The organism is Roseibium sp., assembly GCF_965233565.1.
In the GTDB taxonomy this organism is placed as follows: Bacteria; Pseudomonadota; Alphaproteobacteria; order Rhizobiales; family Stappiaceae; genus Roseibium.
In genome coordinates, this window is record NZ_OZ247494.1 from 429,036 (window position 1) to 447,015 (window position 17,980).

Sequence of the window (17,980 nt, forward strand, 5' to 3'; positions counted from 1 at the left end):
CTTTGTAAAATTTCCCCAAAGTGAAAATACCAATCTCTGCCAGCCGAACACCACCGTTCAAACCGGGTTTCCTGAAAAGCCGGACCACGAAACTGCCAATTGCTGACGTCAATAGGCCGACAAGCGTCCACCGCGCAGGGTCATCAACAAGGCCCGTTCCGGCCAGGTCTCCCGCCCTCCGCGTGCCCGGATCTGCCAGAGTTGTCTTCGCGCGGCTTCCACGTCGCCCTTTTCAGCCAGCCCCATGCCAAGATAGGACCGGGCCAGCAAATCGTTCGGCTCCTCCTGAAGTGCCCTTGCATAAAATTGTTCGGCCAATGCCCAATCTCCCGATTTGCGCGCCAGAAAGCCGCGATAGGTCAGCACCCTCGACGAGGACTGGTCGGTCATGGCATCGAGAGCCAGTCCTGCCGCTTTCAGGCGGCCTGCGTAAGCCAGTTCACGCGCGGCCCGGTAGCGCTCATCATCATTGAAACTATTGGCTTTCACATCTGTGCAGCGCTCTACTTCCTTGTCCCATGCCTGTCCGTCCGGACATTCGGTCGAAGTTTCGGTCGGTTCGGGCGGCCGTTCCCAGTCTTCCGGTGACACAGCCTGTGCTGAGGTGACGCCGAACCCCAGAAGGAGTGCGGCAAGAACGGTTTTCATCGGCCAGGTCTTCCTGCTCTTTTTCCACTCTGGGAGCCCCCAAACCAAGCATTCAGCAATCATGCCGGTCAAGCGCCTGGTCTGATCCGCTCCCGGGTCTTTCCAGGAAGCCGTTTCCCTCTGGTTTTGTCCATCGAGGCAACTACATCTTGCATCAAAGATATGTTAGTGCGAGCCCATGACAGCAAATCCGCCGCTTTTCCAGTTTGACAATTCTTATGCCCGTGACCTGCCAGGCTTCTATGTCGCCTGGGAAGGCGCAAAGGTACCCGCGCCGCAGATGATCCTGTTCAATCAGGCGCTGGCCGAAAGCCTTGGCCTTGAGGCCGATGCGCTCAACTCAGGTCAAGGCGCAGACGTCTTTGCGGGCGTCAGCGCGCCGGACGGGGCGTCCCCGCTGGCCCAGGTCTATGCCGGGCACCAGTTTGGTGGCTTCTCGCCGCAACTTGGCGACGGGCGTGCGCTCTTGCTGGGAGAAATCCTGGATGCGTCCGGAACGCGCAAGGACATTCAACTGAAGGGCTCCGGACCAACCCCCTTTTCGCGCGGCGGCGACGGCAAGGCCGTGGTTGGCCCCGTTCTGCGGGAATACGTCATGGGCGAAGCGATGCATGCCCTTGGCATTCCGACGACGCGGGCCCTGGCCGCCGTCGCAACAGGCGAAACGATCTACCGCGAAAGCCCGAAACCCGGCGCCGTGCTGACACGTGTCGCTGCAAGTCATTTGCGCGTGGGCACGTTTCAGTTCTTCGCGGCCCGGGGCGAGACCGAGAAGGTGCGCCAACTGGCGGATTACGCGATAGCCAGGCACGATCCGGATCTGGCAGAGACACCAGACCGGTATCTCAACATGTTCCGGCGCGTGGTCGAACGGCAGGCAGCGCTGGTCGCAAGGTGGGTTCTGGTCGGGTTCGTCCACGGCGTCATGAACACGGACAACACCACGATCTCGGGAGAAACCATCGACTATGGTCCCTGCGCCTTCATCGATGCCTATGATCCGGCGGCCGTCTTCAGCTCCATCGATCATGGTGGGCGTTACGCCTTTGGCCGCCAGCCGGCGATCCTGCAATGGAACCTGGCGCGCCTTGCTGAAGCGATGCTTGCGCTGTTCAACCCGGCCGATCTCGACAACGCCGTGGACCTGGCAAGCGCGGAGCTTGGCAGGTTCCCGGACCTCTACAAGGCGGCCTGGCTGGCCGGCATGCGTGAAAAGCTTGGTCTTGCGACAGTGGCTGAGGAGGACGAGGCCCTGTTTGAAGGCCTGCTTGCCCTCATGCAGGCCCAGGGTGCCGATTACACCTTGAGCTTCCGGCACCTCGGAGCCGCTGCCACAGGTTCACCGTCTGCATTCCGGGACCTCTTTGTCGATCCAACGGCCGTTGATCCCTGGCTCGACCAGTGGCGGGAAAGACGTGCGCGCGAAGCGGAGACGGATGACCAGGTCAAAACCCGCATGGACAGCGTCAATCCGCTCTACATTCCCCGGAACCACAAGGTGGAAGAGGCTCTTCAGGCTGCCGAAGACGGTGATTACGCCCCCGTCAAGACCCTGCTTGATGTCCTGTCCCGCCCCTTCGACGAGCGGCCCGGACTGGAACGCTTTTCAGAGCCGGCGCCTTCTTCCTTCGGGCCTTATCAGACCTTCTGCGGCACCTGATACAGCCCGCTCTGTCCGGGGGATGGCTTGCCCTATCCCGCCAGTCGCTCAACCAGAAAATCCATCTCTCGCGCCAGCCGGTCACCAGTCAGACTGATGAACCTGGTTTCCAGGCTGATGGTGACAAGTCCATGCACGGCTGAGAAACAGGTGCGCGTCCTGTCTTCCAGCTGTTCGCCTTCTAGGCGGGGGTTCAACACCTTCAACGGGCCGGCGATGAAGGCCAGAAGGGTTATGTTCTCCTGAATATGCCATTCCGGCACCGCTTTGCCGTCGGGCAAGTGGTGACTGAAAAGCGTCGTCCAGAGATTTTCGTTCTTCTGGGCAAACGCCAGATAGGCATGGGCCAGCGCCTTGAGCTGCGCCATCGGGTCTTCAGTACCGTCAACCGCTGACGCCATGACGTCCTTGATCCGTCCGAGCGTGACGGAATTGACCGCGATCAGCAATGCATCCTGGTCTTCGAAATGCTTGTAGACCGAGCCGACGGAATAACCGGCCTCACCCGCAATCTTTCGGATGTTTGCGGCTTCCATGCCCCCCTGCTCCACTGCGGCGATCGCCGCCTCCAGCACCTTGCGGCGCGTTTCTTCGCTCTTGGCTTTCTGCACACCCGCCATTGCGGCCTACCTTTACAAAAGTGAACCTAGTTCATTTTTTTCTTGACTTAGCCCGACTCGTGTGGCTTTGTCAAATAGTGAACGTCGTTCACTTTTGTGGAGGTATCATGTTTGAACCATTTGTAGCCCAGTTGAAAGACCTGCTGTCAGGCGGCCTGCCTGATGGCGACAGCCGTCAGTCACGTGCTGTCCTTTCCGCCAATATACGGGAAGCGGCCACGGCCGTCCGGACTGCTCAGGTGGCCCTGGCCCGCGCCCGCGCCGAACAGCAGCTTGACCGGAAACGGCTTCAGCACATCAAGGCCTCGGTCGAGGATCTGGAAAATCGCGCGCGAAACGCGCTTATGAAAGGCAACGCCCCTCTCGCCCGCGAAGCTGCTGAGGCCATTGCCCTGCTTGAAGACGAAAAGTCCGCCCTGGAAAGCGCCATTGCCAGCTTTGAGCGGGATCTTGCAGGTCTGACGGAAAGCCTGCACCAGGCACAGGGCCGCCTGCGGGCGCTGAAGCGCGGCGAACGCGGCGTCGACGTTCAGGCCCACATTCAAAAGGCCCAGTCGATCGGCGCCGGCAACGGGCACTCCGCGCTCGCAGAAGCGGAGCATCGCCTTGAAGACATCCGGCGCCAGCAGGAGCGCGACCAGATCGCGGACCAGGAATTCCTGGCGCTTTCGGTGGCAGAGCAGCCCGGCGCCCTGATCGAGAAACTCGGCGACGCCGGGTGCGGCGCCCCAGTGAAAACCCGTGCCGACGATGTCCTGGCACGGCTGAAATCCGACCTCCCTCCCCTTCTTGAAAAGTCTGAGTAAAAAGGAACATCCCATGCAGGAACCTGTGATCAAGCATTCCAACAACTGGATGGTCTTCACCGCCGCCAGTTTCCTTGTTGCCGCCGTCATGATGGCGCTCGGCATCTACAATCTGGAAGCCAGCTTCTCCGCCAAGGGCTTTTACACCATGTCGGCAATCATGCTGGTGCATACGGCGGTTACCCTGACAAAGACGCTTCGCGACCGCGACGAAGCCGAGAAGTTCCACAATCGGCTCGAAGACGCCAAGACCGAGAAATTGCTGATGGATGTCAGCAAATCGGACGCGGCCTGACCTGATCCCGTTCCATCTCGAACCCCGGTGACACACCGGGGTTCAGCCAGAAGATTTCAACGGCGCCTGCCATTCGGTGGCACCGAAGGAGACCCTCATGCGCGCATCCCTGATGACAACTCGGCGCTTTGCCCCGCTGCTCTGGACGCAGTTCCTGTCCGCTTTCAACGACAATTTCCTCAAAAACACGCTGGTGTTCCTGGTGCTGTTTCAGGTGACGTCGTCGGATGCGGCAGGCAATACCGGCGCCCTGATCGCACTGGCCAGCGCCGTTTTCATTGCACCTTTCCTGGTCTTGTCCGCGCTCGGGGGCGAACTCGCCGACCGATATGAAAAGGCCCGTCTTGCCCGGATCACCAAGGGCACCGAGATCGGCGGTGCAGCGCTGGCAGTCCTTGGAATGGCGCTCGGGTCGCTGCCGGTTCTGTTTGTGTCCCTGTTCGTGTTCGGCGCCATGTCCGCATTGTTCAGCCCGGTCAAATACGGCCTGTTGCCGGAACTGCTGGCACCTGTTGAATTGCCGCGCGCAAACGCCTGGGTCGAAGCCGGCACGTTTCTCGCCATCCTGGGCGGGACCATTTCTGCGGGCCTGTTGTTTGCAACCGGCACACCGGCGCTCCTGTTTGCCCCGTTCATGATCGCGCTGGCGCTCGGCTGTTTTGGTCTCAGCCGCAACATTCCCTCAACGCCAGCCGCGGCTCCAGACCTCAGGATCGACTGGAACATCGCGACCTCGACCTGGCGCGTTCTGGCTGACCTTGTCAAAGACCGCCGCCTGATCCGCGTTGCGCTGATGAATGCCTGGTTCTGGCTTGTCGGTGCCCTGGTCTTGTCCGTCCTGCCCTTGCTGGTCAAAACCCACCTGGGCGGCAGCGAGATCGCGGTGACCTATTTCCTGACCATCTTTGCCGTTTCGATCGGCGTCGGTTCGGCACTGGCCGCCTGGCTTGCCGCCGGACGCATCGTGCTGTTGCCGGCCCCGGTCGGCACCGTGATCATGGCCCTGTTCTGTCTCGACGCGGCTGCCGTTGTCGCCGGCATGGACCATGCCGCGACCGCGATCACACTGTCCCAGTTCCTGGCCCAGCAAGGGGTTCTGCGCCTGAGCATCGATATGGCCGGGCTTGCTATTGCAGGTGGCCTGCTCGCCGTTCCGACCTTTACGGCCCTGCAGAGCTGGGCGGCCCCTGCCGTCCGCGCCCGGCGCCTGGCCGCGACCAATGCCCTTGGTGCAGCACTGATGACCATCGGCGGCCTTGTCCTGGCTGCGGCCCAGAAACTAGGTGTCTCGCTGCCTGTCATCCTGACGGCGCTCGCGGCAGCCAACGCCGTCGCTGCACTGTTGATGTTCCGGTTTTTGCCGACCAATCCGTTGCGCGACCTTGTGTCGATGATCTACCGCGCAGCCTTCCGCCTGGAAGTCGAAGGGCTTGAGAACCTGAAGAAGGCCGGCGAGGCACCGATCCTGGCCCTGAACCACGTGAGCTATCTCGACGCCGGGCTCGCCCTGACGCTGACGGATCGGGCGCCGACTTTCGCAATCGACTACGATGTGGCGAAACGCTGGTGGGTGAAGCCGTTCCTGCGTCTTGCCAACGCATTGCCCATCAACCCGGCCAAGCCGCTGGCGACTCGCGCCCTGATCAAGGTGGTGCGTTCGGGCGAGCCGATGGTGATCTTCCCCGAGGGCCGTCTGACGGTGACCGGCAGCCTCATGAAGATCTATGACGGCGCCGCCATGGTCGCCGACAAGACCGGCGCGATGATTGTGCCGATCCGCATCGACGGTCTGGAGCGCACGCCCTTCTCCTATCTGAATCCGACCCAGATCCGAAAAAGCCTGTTTCCGAAAGTAAAGGTGACTATCATGGAGCCCAAACGCCTGAGCCTGGATGACACCCTGAAAGGCCGCAAACGCCGCGCTGCGGCCGGAGCGGAACTGTATGGCATCATGTCCGACCTGATGTTTGAGACCAGCCTTGCCAGCGACCGGACCATCCTTGAAACGGTAATCGAGACTGCACGTGACCGTGGCTTTGGAAGCACAGCGCTGGAAGACCCCGTGACGGGCAAGCTGAGCTACGGCAAGCTGCTGGCAGGCGCCGCGGTGCTGGGCCGCAAGATCCGCAAGCTGACACCGGAAGAAAACACGATCGGCCTGCTTTTGCCGAACGCCAACGGCGCTGCAGTGACCTTCCTGGCAGCCCTGTCGGCCGGCAAAGTGCCCGCCATGCTGAACTTCACGGCAGGTGCAAAGAACATCCTGTCGGCCTGCCGCGCCGCTGAGGTGAAAACGGTGTTTTCATCAAAGGCCTTTGTCACCCAGGCCCGGTTGGAGCCTCTGATTGAGGAGCTGTCGGGCGAGGTCCGCTTCGTCTGGCTGGACGAACTGCGCAAGGAAATCAGCCTTCTGGACAAGCTGCGCGGACTTGCGACCCGTAAGCGCCCGCTTGCCCGGCGCCGTGCCGACGATACCGCAGTGATCCTGTTCACCTCCGGTTCGGAAGGCAAACCCAAGGGCGTGGTCCTGACCCATCGCAACATCCTGGCCAATGCTGCGCAGGCGGCGGCCCGCATTGACTTTTCAACTAAAGACAAGGTCTTCAATGTGTTGCCGATGTTCCACTCCTTCGGCCTGACGGCGGGCACCATTCTGCCGCTGGTCTCCGGCGTACCGGTCTATCTCTACCCCTCTCCCCTGCACTACCGCATCGTGCCGGAGCTGATCTATGCCTCCAACGCCACGATCCTGTTCGGCACGGACACATTCCTGAACGGCTATGCCCGCACGGCCCATGCCTACGACTTCCGGTCCCTGCGCTACTGTTTTGCCGGCGCGGAGCCGGTCAAGGCCTCGACGCGCGCGACTTACATGGAGCGATTCGGGCTGCGGGTTCTGGAAGGCTATGGCGTCACTGAAACGGCCCCGGTCATCGCGCTCAACACGCCGATGTTCAACAAGCCGGGAACCGTCGGCAAGCTGATGCCGGGCATGACGGCACGCCTGGAACCGGTTCCGGGTGTCGACGCCGGCGGCCGCCTTCACGTGGCTGGCCCGAATGTGATGGTTGGATACCTGCGTGAAGAGAACCCCGGCATCGTCGATCCGCTGGTCGACGGCTGGCACGACACCGGCGACATCGTCGACATTGACGCCGACGGCTACATCACCATCAAGGGCCGGGCCAAGCGCTTTGCCAAGATCGGCGGCGAGATGGTCTCGCTGGCAGCTGTCGAAGCCCTCGCCGGACAGATCTGGCCTCAGCACCTTTCCGCCGTGGCCGCCGTCAAGGATCCGCGCAAGGGTGAGAAACTCATCCTGGTAACGGAAAACCCGGACGCGGACCGTTCCACCTTCGTCGCAGGCGCAAAGGAACGCGGCGCCCAGGACCTGATGATCCCGGCGGAAGTCCGCATCGTGGACCAGGTTCCGGTTCTGGGATCGGGAAAACTGGACTTCGCAGGTGTCGCAAAGCTTGTGAACCAGACCGACACTAAGCAAAAGGCGGCCTGAACCGGCCTTTGGCCCGCGCTCTCCTTCAGACGGCGCGGGCCGTCACTGTCCCCGAAAAGCTGAAAACCCCGGACCGGGTCACAGAATGTCGAGAGACACCTTGACCCGGTCCATGACGATCGAGGTGGTGAAGCGACTGACATTGCTCTCGCCGAAGAAATACTCCTGCGTGAATTCCTCATATTCCTTGATGTCCTTGACCACCAGAATGAGCACGAAGTCGGCTTCACCCGTTGCATAATAGCATTGCTGGACCTCAGGGGCGCGACGCATCAGTCGCTTGAAATCATCAAGTTTCTGCCGGCTTTCCCGCTCCAGCATCACTTGCACGATCACGGTCATCTCCCGTCCCAGCTTGGACGGCGACAACACGGCGATTTCCTTTTCGATCGCGCCTGTGTCCCTGAGTTTCTTGAGCCGCTTTTGAATGGCCGGTGACGACAGGCCAATGTCTTCTGCAAGGGCATCGGCGGTCAGGCGCGCATTCGACTGAAAGCGCCGCAGTATTTCAAGATCAATATTATCCATGATCCGTTTATCGTAACCTTTCGGCATAAACGCAATCAATTTCCTCAAAATCAAGCAGGACTTGATGAAGATAGTCAAATCTTCTCACTAGCATGATTTTCGCCAACGCTGGACAGCGGCCGGAATAACCCATGGTTTGGCGCCCCGGTCAAAGGCGATCCAGGAGCAGCAGGAGGAGCTCCGGGACAGCCTGTCTCACGGCGTATGGAGCAAATTCGCACATTGGTGCGCTGCATGTGAGGAGGAAGACATGACAGGAAAATTGGTCAAGAGCATTGTCATCGCCGGCCTGGCTCTGACAACGAGCCTTATGCCTGCGACGGCAGGACCGATCATGGACAGGATCAAGGCAGGAGAACCCATTCGGATCGGTTTTTCCAACGTTCCGATTTGGGGCTTCCCGGATGAAAACGGAGATGCAAAGGGCTTTGTGAACGAGATCGCACTCGGCATCCTGGAAGAAATGGGCCATTCCGACGTCAGCATCGCCGTGACTGATTGGGCCGGTCTGATCCCGGGCCTGAAAGCCGGACGTTACGACATGATCACAGGTGGTCTCTACATCCTGAACAGTCGCTGCAAGAATATTGCGTTTTCCGAACCGATCGCAACGACCGGTGATGCATTCCTTGTGCCCACCGGCAATCCGAAGAATATCACGACCTACAAAGACATCGCAGAGCAAGAGGCCGTGCTGGCGGCTGTTGCCGGCTACAACACCGTTGAGGCAGCCAAGAAAGAAGGTGTTGCCGACAGTCAGATCATGCAGGTTCCAAGCCCGACGGAACTTCTTTATGCGATCAAGTCGGGCCGTGTTGACGTTGCCGGATTGACCTATTTCGAAGCGAACTTTCTCGCCGAGACTTCCGAAGGCACCATCGAAGTGACGGACCCAGCGGCCCTGCCCGACTGGACCCAGAACTGGGTCGGTATCGGTTTCCGCTTTGAGGATGCCGACTTCATGGAACAATTCAATGCGGCGCTCAAACGCCATGTCGGGACAGCAGAGATGCTGGCAAGCGTTTCAGAATACGGCTTCACCGAGCAACACCTCCCCGGCGAGACCGCGGCCGACTGGGTTTGCGAAAATCGCTGACCCCACCTGAACGGCGGGCCCAACGGCCCGCCGCTTTTCAGCACACATGCATTCGAGCCGAGACAGTCAATGAACTACACCGAATTTATCGTCCAGTATTGGCCGAGATTTCTGATCGGAACCGGCATTACACTGGCGCAATTTGCACTCGCTGCCAGCCTGGGAATTGTCATTTCAATCAGCATGGGTTTGCTGAAACTCAGTCAAAATCGGTTCTTGAAAACCGCTGCTGTCACCTACATCGAAATATTCCGTGGAACGTCCTTGTTGGTCCAACTCTACTGGATTTTCTTCGTACTGCCCTTGTTCGGGCTCACGATCGACAAGTTCTCGGCGGGCTATCTTGCGGTCGGCATGAACATTGGTGCTTATGGAGCCGAGCTGGTCAGAGGTGGTATTCTCTCGGTGCCGAAAGGTCAGTGGGAAGCAGCGCTCGCGATTAACATGACGCCGTACCAGCGCATGAAACGCATTATCCTGCCGCAGGCTTTGGTCAACATCCTTCCGCCCTGGGGAAACCTTATGATCGAGCTGCTGAAAGGCACGGCACTCGTATCGCTGATTTCCGTCACTGACCTCATGTTCGAGGCCAAGCAGATCAATGGAACGACGTTCCTCTCTGCCCAGGTTTTCGGCACGGCATTGATTATCTATTATGTGCTTGCCCGGTTCCTCGTGACCCCTGCCATGCAGCGGCTGGAGACAGTTGCAGCCCGCAAGATGGGGAGGACTTGAACCATGTTCGACTGGAACTGGGAGTTCACCTGGCAGATCCTTCCCAAACTTCTGTCCGCAACCGGCAACACCTTGCTGGCCGCCGGAATAGGATATGCAATCGCTGTCGTTCTCGGTCTGGCCTTCGCAATCAGCCTGAGAACCGCGCCCAATCCCGTCAGGTTCGTATTGCGAGAAGCGATCGAGTTCATTCGCTCCACGCCATTGCTGCTGCAGATCTTCTTTGTGTTTTATGTCGGTCCGCAATTCGGTCTCAGACTGTGCCCGTGGTCTTCAGGCATGCTGGCTATCGGTCTGCACTATGCGTGTTACCTGTCGGAAGTGTTCCGGGGCGGAATCGAGAGCGTTGCCAGAGGGCAGTGGGAAGCCGCCACGGCGCTGAATATGAGTACTCTCCAGACCTATCGCCGCGTTATCGTACCTCAAGCAATACCGCCCTCATTGGCAGGCATGGGCAACTACCTCATCGGGATCTTCAAGGACACGCCGATGCTGTCTGTCATCGGCGTTGCCGAACTCATTCACACCGCCAATGCCATCGGAGCGGAAAACTATCGCTTCCTCGAGCCCTACACGATGGTGGGCCTGATTTTCCTGGCGATCTCGCTACCTGCAGCCGGCGTGATCCGCGGCGTCGAGGGCACTGTCCGCAAAAAACTGGGAATGTGAAGATGGAAAACATGTCCGAATACCCCCTGGAACTGCACGGTGAAACGCCGCCGATGGTGAAGTTCAAGAAGGTTCGCAAGAGCTACGGTGCTTTAACGGTGCTTGACGATCTGGACCTCGAGATAGCGGAAGGTGAGATGGTGTCGATCATCGGCCCATCCGGCTCCGGTAAAACCACGGTTCTGCGCATGCTGATGACACTGGAGACCATCAATGGCGGCTGTATCTATGTTGACGGCAAGCCGCTGACGCACATGGCTCGCAACGGCGCTCTTGTCCCGGCCAGTCAACGACATCTGCGCGAACGCCGCGCCGATATCGGCATGTGCTTTCAGCACTTCAATCTGTTTCCGCACATGACCGCGCTCGAAAACTGCATGGAAGGCCCCGTTCAGGTGCTGGGGTTGTCAGAAAACGAAGCGCGGGAGCGGTCCGAGGAACTCTTGGAAATGGTTGGCATGATTGCAAAGAAGGACCAGCACCCGTCAAGGCTGTCTGGAGGCCAGCAGCAACGTGTCGCCATTGCGCGTGCACTCGCAATGCGCCCGAAAGTGCTGCTGTTTGATGAAGTCACCTCAGCGCTTGATCCCGAAGTGATTGGCGAGGTCACGACCGTGATCAGGAAGCTGGTCTCCGCGCACAAACTGACGATGCTGATGGTCACACACCAGATGGGCTTCGCGCGCGACATTTCGGACCGCATCTGCTTTTTTTATGGTGGCCGAATTGAAGAACAGGGCCCACCAGCTGACCTGTTCGGAGCTCCTCGGAGGGCCAGAACCCAACAGTTCCTTAGCGCGGTAAAAGAAGCGGTCTAGGGATGTCGCGATCGGCAATGGCGACGCGCTGAGCGTTTCCCTCTCCTCGGCACTCAGAATGACCTGTCACAGAACAGAAAAATGAAAAAACTCTCACCAGAGCTTTCCTCCCGGTCTTGGATCCCGGAAATGGACATGGGTCGTCACCACCGGGCACGGATTGGCTTCATCTTGATGTCGACCGACCTGGCGGCCGAAGCCGACTATTTCAAAATGGCGCCGGAAGGAGTCGGCGTTCACATTACGCGGCTGAAGACAGAGGACACCACGACCAAAAAAACGCTCCGGCAGCATCTCAAACACATGGAAGAGGCAGCCAGCCGATTACAGCCAGATGCAAGACCAAACGTCGTCAGCTACTGCTGCACGAGCGGTTCAATCGTCAATGGTGAAGAACAAGTGTTCGAAGCCATTCAGCGCGGGGCGCCCTGGGCGACACCAACAAGCATCGTGACGGGTGTCGTGGATGCCCTTCATGCATTGAACGTTCAAAAACTCGTTGTCGGAACGCCCTATCTTGACGAGATAAATCAGGCCGAAGCTGAATTTCTGCACTTGAAGGGTTTTGAGGTGCTTAACATTCAGGGGCTTAACCTGAGGACCGGCGTAGAATTTGGTCGCGTGACACCCGCTTACTGGCAGAAGTTTGCCCTGGCCTTGGACCAAACCGATGCTGACGCCATTTTCCTGAGCTGCAGCGGGGTTCGGACCCTGGAGGTGGTCGAAAACCTCGAACATCTGACAGGCAAACCGGTTATCACCAGTAATCAGGCGCTGTTTTGGAGCTGTTTGCGTCTTGCAGGTGTTCCGGACAGGCTTGCCGGTTTCGGCAGACTGTTCGACATTGGCAACTTGCCGTCTCGAACAGATTGAAGGGCAGTCCATGCTGCCACGGCTGAGAAAATCCGATGTAGCCGCGACAGCAAACATAAGAGCTGACAGCACGATAATGCGAGCTGCGAGTTTAGGGCGCTTCAGATGACAGGCAACTGCGCCGGAGCCCGGCGCGTCAGCAATTCAGCGCCGCCAGGCCGAATGACGATGTCTTCCTCATGCACCATCATGACGCCGTTCCCGTAACTCAGGGACGGTTCAAGGGTGAGCACCATGTTTTCCTCGATCACAGTCTCATCGAAAGCTGCATGGGACGGCCACTCCGTCAGCTGCATGCCAAGACCGTGCCCGAGCCGGCCGACATCGCCTCCGGAAGCATCCATCTCGGCAATCACCTTGCCCATTGCCAGAAACAGGTCCCGGCAGGTTGCTCCCGGCCTTGCCGCTTCCAGACCTGCCTCCGTTGCACGCCAGAGCACATCATACGCCCGGCAAGCCTCATCGTCTGCCCGTCCGATAGCCCAATTGCGGTCGAAATCGCAGAAATAACCATCCCAGACCGCACCCGTATCCAGCATGAGAATATCACCGATCTTGAGCGGATCGCGCGACGGCGGCGAGATCACGTCGGCATATCCGCCCTGCTCTGCGGCTCCGACCAGATAAGGCACATCATCCGCACCGTTCTGCAGGGCTGCACGCCGAAACGACCGGAACACGTCTTCCAGCGGATCGCCCTCTGCCACCAGCGCCGGCACCTGTTCGAATGTGGCAGAACCGATGGCGCAAATGTGAGCCAGTTTCTCGATTTCCGCCGGCGATTTTACCATGCGCAGGGATCTGACCAGCGAGGTCGCATCCGTGATTTCAAGACCAGGCAGCTTTGAAAGAAGCCGTTCCCAGTCCCCAAGGGGCATCCGCAGAGAAGTCTCGTGTCCTTTCAGAACTCCCACGCGTTCCTTCCCGGCGGCTAAAGGCAACAGTAGATCACTCAGGAGGCTGATCCCGTCATCATCTGGTGAAGGTGCACTCCAGGTGCGGATGTCTTCCAGCCAGGTCTGGCGCATCAGGGCAGCACCTATCTCGGGGATGACCGCAACCGGCTTGCCGCTTGCAGGAACGAACAGGAACCAGGGCCGGGTCGGACTTTGCCAGAAAAGTGTCTGGAACCCGCTGAAATAACGAACCTCCGCTTCACTCATGAAAAGCAGGCCGGCAAGCCCCCCCTTCGCCATCAGTGCCTGGGCTTTTTGCGTTCGTGTTTCAAACTCGGATGCGGGAAACCCGCGCCCCGGCGCTTCAGGCCGCATCGCGCTCCTCCATGATCGCGTCGAATATGGCCCGATCCGTCACGCCTTCGGAACCGATCAAAAGAACCCTGGACCTTTCATCCAGTCCAAGTGCTTTTGAAAGCGCTTCATTCTGCCTGGCTGCTATCAAGGCCGAAAGCCCCGCGACTGCGCTCTCGCCCGCCTCGATGACGGGGTCATTGCCAAGCGGACGTGCCAGCAGACGCACTGTCGGCGCAATGATCGCATCCGGCAGGGTCAGAAAATCCGAGGCCTCTTCGACCAGGATCTCCCAGGCAAGCTCAGATGGCTCGCCGCAGGAAAGGCCAGCCATGATCGTTTCTTCTTCAATGGCGACGGTCGTGGCCTCGCCCTTTCTGGCGCTCTCAAAGAGACAGGCTGCGCGGTCCGGTTCAACGATCACCACACGCGGCGCCTTTCCCCCCCAGTGTTGACGCAAGCCGGCCGCAACACCTGCGGCGAGCCCGCCGACGCCGCCTTGCAAAAAAACGTGACTGGGCGGCGTATCAAGATCGTCACAAATCTCACGGGTCATGACACCATAGCCGGACATGACGTCCAGCGGGGGAGCCGAATATCCCGGCCAGGACGTGTCGGACACAACGAACCAGCCGTTTTCCTCCGCCTCCTGTTTGGCAAGCGCCACGGAAGCGTCATAGTCGCCTTCGATCCGGATGACCTCGGCGCCCAGCGCGCGCATTGCCTCTGCGCGCCCTTCGCTCACCTCGGCATGAATGTAGATCCGGCAAGGCGCACCGAACCGCTTGCAGCCCCAGGCCAGCGAACGGCCATGGTTTCCATCGGTTGCCGACACCAGGGTGATCTCGGCGCACTCCCGGGCAAACCGGCCGGCTCGTATCTCTGACAAGGACACCTTCCAGCCCATCTGCCGGGAGACTTCCCGCTGCAGCACGCGCTGCGCGGCAAACGCCCCGCCAAGAGCCTTGAAACTGCCGAGACCGAACCGTGCCCCTTCGTGCTTGTAAAAAACGGTATCGACGCCAATCGCCGTTGCCAGAGCGTCGAGCGCGTGAAGCGGTGTCTTTTCGTATCCGGGCCATGCCGTGATTTCCGCACAGGCACGATCAAAAGCGTCCTTGCTCAACACGCGCTCGGCGGCATTTCCAGGCCGGCGTTCTGCATGAATGTGCCCAAGTGAGGTTTCCGGAATTTGGTCAAACATGGGTTTCTCCTCCCTTGAGGGGCAGACGGTCGCGCACAAGCTCCGCCCAGAAGGCGGCACCAAGCGGCAACAATGCATCATTGAAGTCGTAATCGGATGCGTGCAGCGGCTGACTGTGTGCGCCTGTCTCACCATTGCCGAGCAGCAGGAAACAGCCGGGCACGACGTCAGCGAACTGACCGAAATCCTCGGAAAAGCTCATCGGGTCGCGATCGCCGACGGCCGTCAGCCCCGCCGCCCCGGCGGCCCTTAGAACTGCTGCAACAGGTTCAGGAGAGTTTATCGTCTCCCGAAACTCCGTTCGGAAGGTCATCGTCGCCTCAATGCCGTGGGCCTGAGCCACGCCCGTCACGATCCGGCGCATGAAAACTTCAACGGCCGCCCGGTCTTCGGGATCCCGCACGCGTACATCCCCTTTCAGCGTTGCGTGCCCGGGCAATACATTGCGCTGTCCGTCGGCCAGGAACTCCGTGACTGAGACAACCGCGCCCGACCCCGGTGCAAGCTTGCGTGACACGATGGTTTGCAGCGCAAGCACCAACTCTGATCCGACCGTAATCACATCAACACCCGTCTGCGGCATGGAGGCATGTCCTCCCTTGCCGGTGACCTCGATCTCAAAGAGGCTCTCGCTTGCGCAGATCTGCCCGACACGGGTCGACACCTGGCCCACCGGCGCTCCCGGCAGATTGTGGATGGCGTAGACCTCCTCAACTGGAAACCGGTCGAGAACACCCTCGTCAATCATGGCCCTGGCGCCCTGCCCCTGTTCCTCGTCCGGCTGGAACAGGAAAACCACCGTGCCATCAAATCCGGGGTCTCGAGCCAGTTGCTCGGCCGCGCCAAGCAGCATGGCCGTATGCCCATCGTGGCCACAGGCATGCATTTTTCCCGGTGTTTGCGAAACATAGTCATGCGCATTGCGCTCATGGATCGGCAGCGCATCCATATCGGCGCGCAGACCAATGGCCCGGTTGCCGCCACCAGCCCGAAGCACGCCAACAACGCCGACCCCGACATGCACCTCGAGACCGAGGGTGCGCAGCACATCGGCCACCGTCGTCCTTGTGCGGTCAAGCTGAAACCCCAGTTCCGGATGGCGGTGAAGATCCCGGCGCAGGCCGACAAGGTCCAGTTTTGTCCTGTCCATACCAATTTCCCTTTGCTTCGGCCAAGCTAGGGAAATTCAATCAGCTGATTGCATCAATGTCATCGTCCGGACATACGAAAATCATCCCGAAACCGGCAACCCGTTCCGTTTCTCGTAATTCGTTCTGTTCAGGAGCACCATGAAGGTCCGAACGCCGTCAGACGCCCAGGTCCCGCTTGGCCTGCGCAATGGCTGCTATGAGACGAGACACATCGACATCCGTCGTCGACCAGTTCGATACACTGATCCGGAACCCATTTTTGCCCTGCCAGGTCGCCTGACCGAACCAGGCTTCCCCGGATTGCTGAACGTGATCGGCGATTTTAGCACAGGCCGCGTCAGCTGACGGCAGTGTTGCGAACACCTGATTGAAATGGACCTGATGTGGCACCTCGAACCCAAGCGCCCGCAACTCGCTTGCGATCCGCGTGGCATGCCCGTGAAACCGATCGACCATCTCTGCCACGCCATTGCGCCCAAGGGACAAAAGCGCTGCCCAGGTTTCCGCTCCGCGTGCAGACCGGCTGAACTCCGGAGCCCGATTGGCAGGATTGCTCTCGGCGGCCGGCAAATAACCGGCCCCGATTGCCATAGAGGCTTCCATCTCCTTCGGATGACGGCACAGCGCCAGTCCGGCATCATAGGGTGTATTGAGTGTCTTATGGCTGTCGACAACCCAGCTGTCTGCCTTTTCCAGACCTGCCAACCTGTTCTCCAGGTTCCGCGATACCCGTGCCCAGAGACCGAAGGCGCCATCGACGTGAAGCCAGGCGCCCGCCGCGCTGCAAAGATCGCCGAGGGCTCCGAAAGGATCGAACGCACCGCTGCAGACATTTCCCGCCTGTGCCAGCACGAGCGTGCGGTCATCAAGCACCGGAAGCGCGTCAATATCCATGCGCCCCTCACCGTCTACCGGCACCCATTCAATATCATTGCTGGAAAGGCCCGCCATACGCACGGACTTCAGAACGGTCGCATGGATCTCTGCGCTTGCCACGATCCGTATTTTTGGAGCACCGAGAAGGCCGGCGCCACGCTCATGCCCCTGCCGGGCAAGCAATGCATCGCGCGCCGTCACGAGGAGTGTCATGTTTGCCATGGTTGCACCGGTTGTGAAGGCACCGCAGGTGTTCTCCGGCAAACCCAGCAAATCGACCGCCCAGCGGATCGCAGCCTCCTCCATGCGCACAACAGATGGTCCCGTCAGCGCATCGGCGACCTGGTCCCAGACCGACAACAGGGCGCGCGCCGCGGACGCCGCAGGCAATGCCCCGCCGATAACATAGCCGAAGTAGCGCCCACTTGCCGACGCCACGGTGCCCTCGCCGCCGACTTTTTCCATCAGATCAAGAATGGCTTCGACTGTCATGCCGTCAGTCGGCAGCCCGGGATCAAGCCGTGCAAATGCTCCGGTTTCGGCCTTCACCTGCCGTGAAGAAATGCCCTCCAGATACCGTGCCCCTCGAGAAGCACCGTCGGTATAGGCCTGCGCCTGTACATTCTGAAAAGATTTCTTCATAGTCGCCTCACCTAGCCATATCGAAGAGTTTCTATATAGATGAATATCAATATAGATGTGAAGTCAAGCGCCGCGGCCTTGTCCGCGCTTTCAAGCCCGGTCCGGTTTCAGATCCTCTTGTGGCTGTTGGACCCCCGCCCGCATTTTCCGCGCCAGAAGGATGGTGATCTGGTAGAGGACGGTGTCTGTGTCGGCTTTATCACCGACAAGGTCGGCCTCACGCAGCCAACGGTCAGCTCGCATATGAAAAAACTGTCCGAAGCGGGATTGGTGACGGGAAAACGGATCGGCAACTGGATGTTTTACAAGCCCGACCGAGACCGCCTGGCCGCACTTGGAATGTCCCTGACCAGCGCTTCCACAATTGCTGCGGAGTAGAATACAGAAAGTCAAAGCGGGACGCGCTAAACCTTCACAAGGGCATTTTGGGGATTCCAGAACGGCCAGTTAGCCCATTCGGAATTGCAACTTCTTCCAATCGTGTCACAAACCCATTGCGACCTGTGATTTAGCTGTTCCATAGTAGGATTGTTTTTGGGCCGATTTATTTTCCGGAATTTTGAATGCGCTTGCTCTTTTGTTGTTTGGTCATTTT

General features: G+C 59.5%; 17 protein-coding genes. 10 read left to right on the forward strand and 7 right to left on the reverse strand.

The genetic code is table 11. The features are described 5' to 3' along the window. Positions 1–108: 108 nt before the first annotated feature. A complete protein-coding gene (locus ACO6TG_RS01900; protein ID WP_422376623.1) occupies positions 109–648 on the reverse strand; it encodes a tetratricopeptide repeat protein in 540 nt (179 codons plus the stop codon). 178 nt (positions 649–826) lie between these two features. Between ACO6TG_RS01900 and ACO6TG_RS01905 the strand changes: the two genes are divergently transcribed. Next, positions 827–2,308, forward strand: coding sequence for a protein adenylyltransferase SelO (locus ACO6TG_RS01905; RefSeq protein WP_422376624.1), 1,482 nt, complete (start codon positions 827–829; stop codon positions 2,306–2,308). 32 nt (positions 2,309–2,340) lie between these two features. Here the strand turns inward: ACO6TG_RS01905 and ACO6TG_RS01910 are convergent, their stop codons facing one another. After that, entirely contained in the window at positions 2,341–2,928 is a 588-nt protein-coding gene (locus ACO6TG_RS01910) for a TetR/AcrR family transcriptional regulator (protein ID WP_422376625.1), read from the reverse strand. 107 nt (positions 2,929–3,035) lie between these two features. On the opposite strand from ACO6TG_RS01910, the gene ACO6TG_RS01915 reads away from it, so the two are divergent. The 3 genes from ACO6TG_RS01915 (at position 3,036) to ACO6TG_RS01925 (ending at position 7,543) form a co-directional block, all read left to right on the forward strand. Beyond that, entirely contained in the window at positions 3,036–3,734 is a 699-nt protein-coding gene (locus tag ACO6TG_RS01915; protein WP_422376626.1) for a PspA/IM30 family protein, read from the forward strand. 13 nt (positions 3,735–3,747) lie between these two features. Next, the gene (locus ACO6TG_RS01920; protein ID WP_094070999.1) at positions 3,748–4,029 is read left to right on the forward strand and encodes a YiaA/YiaB family inner membrane protein; all 282 of its coding nucleotides are present in this window, start codon (positions 3,748–3,750) and stop codon (positions 4,027–4,029) included. A 97-nt stretch (positions 4,030–4,126) separates the two neighbouring features. Continuing rightward, a complete protein-coding gene (locus ACO6TG_RS01925) occupies positions 4,127–7,543 on the forward strand; it encodes an acyl-[ACP]--phospholipid O-acyltransferase (protein ID WP_422376627.1) in 3,417 nt (1,138 codons plus the stop codon). A gap of 78 nt (positions 7,544–7,621) precedes the next feature. On the opposite strand, the gene ACO6TG_RS01930 is transcribed toward ACO6TG_RS01925, so the two are convergent. Beyond that, positions 7,622–8,071: an Lrp/AsnC family transcriptional regulator gene (locus tag ACO6TG_RS01930; protein ID WP_422376628.1), complete on the reverse strand. Its 450-nt coding sequence runs from the start codon at positions 8,069–8,071 to the stop codon at positions 7,622–7,624. Positions 8,072–8,321: 250 nt separating this feature from the next. Here ACO6TG_RS01930 and ehuB point away from each other — a divergent pair, with 250 nt between their 5' ends. The 5 genes from ehuB (at position 8,322) to ACO6TG_RS01955 (ending at position 12,262) form a co-directional block, all read left to right on the forward strand. After that, positions 8,322–9,167: an ectoine/hydroxyectoine ABC transporter substrate-binding protein EhuB gene (ehuB, locus tag ACO6TG_RS01935; RefSeq protein WP_422376629.1), complete on the forward strand. Its 846-nt coding sequence runs from the start codon at positions 8,322–8,324 to the stop codon at positions 9,165–9,167. A gap of 69 nt (positions 9,168–9,236) precedes the next feature. Further along, positions 9,237–9,902: an ectoine/hydroxyectoine ABC transporter permease subunit EhuC gene (gene ehuC / locus ACO6TG_RS01940; protein WP_422376630.1), complete on the forward strand. Its 666-nt coding sequence runs from the start codon at positions 9,237–9,239 to the stop codon at positions 9,900–9,902. 3 nt (positions 9,903–9,905) lie between these two features. Next, on the forward strand, positions 9,906–10,571 hold the full coding sequence (ehuD, locus tag ACO6TG_RS01945) for an ectoine/hydroxyectoine ABC transporter permease subunit EhuD (RefSeq protein ID WP_422376631.1): 666 nt from the start codon (positions 9,906–9,908) through the stop codon (positions 10,569–10,571). A gap of 2 nt (positions 10,572–10,573) precedes the next feature. Next, positions 10,574–11,389 (forward strand): ectoine/hydroxyectoine ABC transporter ATP-binding protein EhuA, encoded by an 816-nt coding sequence (gene ehuA / locus ACO6TG_RS01950; RefSeq protein WP_422376632.1) that lies wholly within the window; start codon positions 10,574–10,576, stop codon positions 11,387–11,389. Positions 11,390–11,470: 81 nt separating this feature from the next. Continuing rightward, the gene (locus tag ACO6TG_RS01955) at positions 11,471–12,262 is read left to right on the forward strand and encodes a maleate cis-trans isomerase family protein (protein ID WP_422376633.1); all 792 of its coding nucleotides are present in this window, start codon (positions 11,471–11,473) and stop codon (positions 12,260–12,262) included. A 101-nt stretch (positions 12,263–12,363) separates the two neighbouring features. Here ACO6TG_RS01955 and ACO6TG_RS01960 read toward each other — a convergent pair whose 3' ends face one another. From ACO6TG_RS01960 to ACO6TG_RS01975, 4 genes are all read right to left on the reverse strand, one after another. Next, positions 12,364–13,533, reverse strand: a complete 1,170-nt coding sequence (locus tag ACO6TG_RS01960) for a M24 family metallopeptidase (protein WP_422376634.1) — start codon at positions 13,531–13,533, stop codon at positions 12,364–12,366. Beyond that, a complete protein-coding gene (locus tag ACO6TG_RS01965) occupies positions 13,523–14,716 on the reverse strand; it encodes a diaminopropionate ammonia-lyase (protein WP_422376635.1) in 1,194 nt (397 codons plus the stop codon). Before ACO6TG_RS01965 ends, ACO6TG_RS01960 begins: the two co-directional genes overlap by 11 nt. Continuing rightward, a complete protein-coding gene (locus tag ACO6TG_RS01970; RefSeq protein WP_422376636.1) occupies positions 14,709–15,866 on the reverse strand; it encodes an amidohydrolase in 1,158 nt (385 codons plus the stop codon). The genes ACO6TG_RS01965 and ACO6TG_RS01970 overlap by 8 nt, the downstream gene beginning before the upstream one ends. Positions 15,867–16,023: 157 nt before the next feature. Next, positions 16,024–17,385 (reverse strand): pyridoxal phosphate-dependent decarboxylase family protein, encoded by a 1,362-nt coding sequence (locus tag ACO6TG_RS01975; protein ID WP_422376637.1) that lies wholly within the window; start codon positions 17,383–17,385, stop codon positions 16,024–16,026. Positions 17,386–17,424: 39 nt separating this feature from the next. Between ACO6TG_RS01975 and ACO6TG_RS01980 the strand changes: the two genes are divergently transcribed. Further along, positions 17,425–17,763: an ArsR/SmtB family transcription factor gene (locus tag ACO6TG_RS01980; RefSeq protein WP_422376638.1), complete on the forward strand. Its 339-nt coding sequence runs from the start codon at positions 17,425–17,427 to the stop codon at positions 17,761–17,763. The last annotated feature ends 217 nt before the right edge of the window (positions 17,764–17,980 follow it).

Bases quoted from the DNA above. Each gene is read 5' to 3' on its own strand.
- ACO6TG_RS01925 (WP_422376627.1), top strand. From the start codon at position 4,127: ATGCGCGCATCCCTGATGACAACTCGGCGCTTTGCCCCGCTGCTCTGG.
- ACO6TG_RS01965 (WP_422376635.1), bottom strand. From the start codon at position 14,716: ATGTTTGACCAAATTCCGGAAACCTCACTTGGGCACATTCATGCAGAA.
- ACO6TG_RS01910 (WP_422376625.1), bottom strand. From the start codon at position 2,928: ATGGCGGGTGTGCAGAAAGCCAAGAGCGAAGAAACGCGCCGCAAGGTG.
- ACO6TG_RS01960 (WP_422376634.1), bottom strand. From the start codon at position 13,533: ATGCGGCCTGAAGCGCCGGGGCGCGGGTTTCCCGCATCCGAGTTTGAA.
- ACO6TG_RS01955 (WP_422376633.1), top strand. From the start codon at position 11,471: ATGAAAAAACTCTCACCAGAGCTTTCCTCCCGGTCTTGGATCCCGGAA.
- ACO6TG_RS01905 (WP_422376624.1), top strand. From the start codon at position 827: ATGACAGCAAATCCGCCGCTTTTCCAGTTTGACAATTCTTATGCCCGT.
- ehuB (WP_422376629.1), top strand. From the start codon at position 8,322: ATGACAGGAAAATTGGTCAAGAGCATTGTCATCGCCGGCCTGGCTCTG.
- ACO6TG_RS01980 (WP_422376638.1), top strand. From the start codon at position 17,425: ATGAATATCAATATAGATGTGAAGTCAAGCGCCGCGGCCTTGTCCGCG.
- ACO6TG_RS01970 (WP_422376636.1), bottom strand. From the start codon at position 15,866: ATGGACAGGACAAAACTGGACCTTGTCGGCCTGCGCCGGGATCTTCAC.
- ehuD (WP_422376631.1), top strand. From the start codon at position 9,906: ATGTTCGACTGGAACTGGGAGTTCACCTGGCAGATCCTTCCCAAACTT.
- ACO6TG_RS01915 (WP_422376626.1), top strand. From the start codon at position 3,036: ATGTTTGAACCATTTGTAGCCCAGTTGAAAGACCTGCTGTCAGGCGGC.
- ACO6TG_RS01900 (WP_422376623.1), bottom strand. From the start codon at position 648: ATGAAAACCGTTCTTGCCGCACTCCTTCTGGGGTTCGGCGTCACCTCA.
- ehuA (WP_422376632.1), top strand. From the start codon at position 10,574: ATGGAAAACATGTCCGAATACCCCCTGGAACTGCACGGTGAAACGCCG.
- ACO6TG_RS01975 (WP_422376637.1), bottom strand. From the start codon at position 17,385: ATGAAGAAATCTTTTCAGAATGTACAGGCGCAGGCCTATACCGACGGT.
- ACO6TG_RS01920 (WP_094070999.1), top strand. From the start codon at position 3,748: ATGCAGGAACCTGTGATCAAGCATTCCAACAACTGGATGGTCTTCACC.
- ehuC (WP_422376630.1), top strand. From the start codon at position 9,237: ATGAACTACACCGAATTTATCGTCCAGTATTGGCCGAGATTTCTGATC.
- ACO6TG_RS01930 (WP_422376628.1), bottom strand. From the start codon at position 8,071: ATGGATAATATTGATCTTGAAATACTGCGGCGCTTTCAGTCGAATGCG.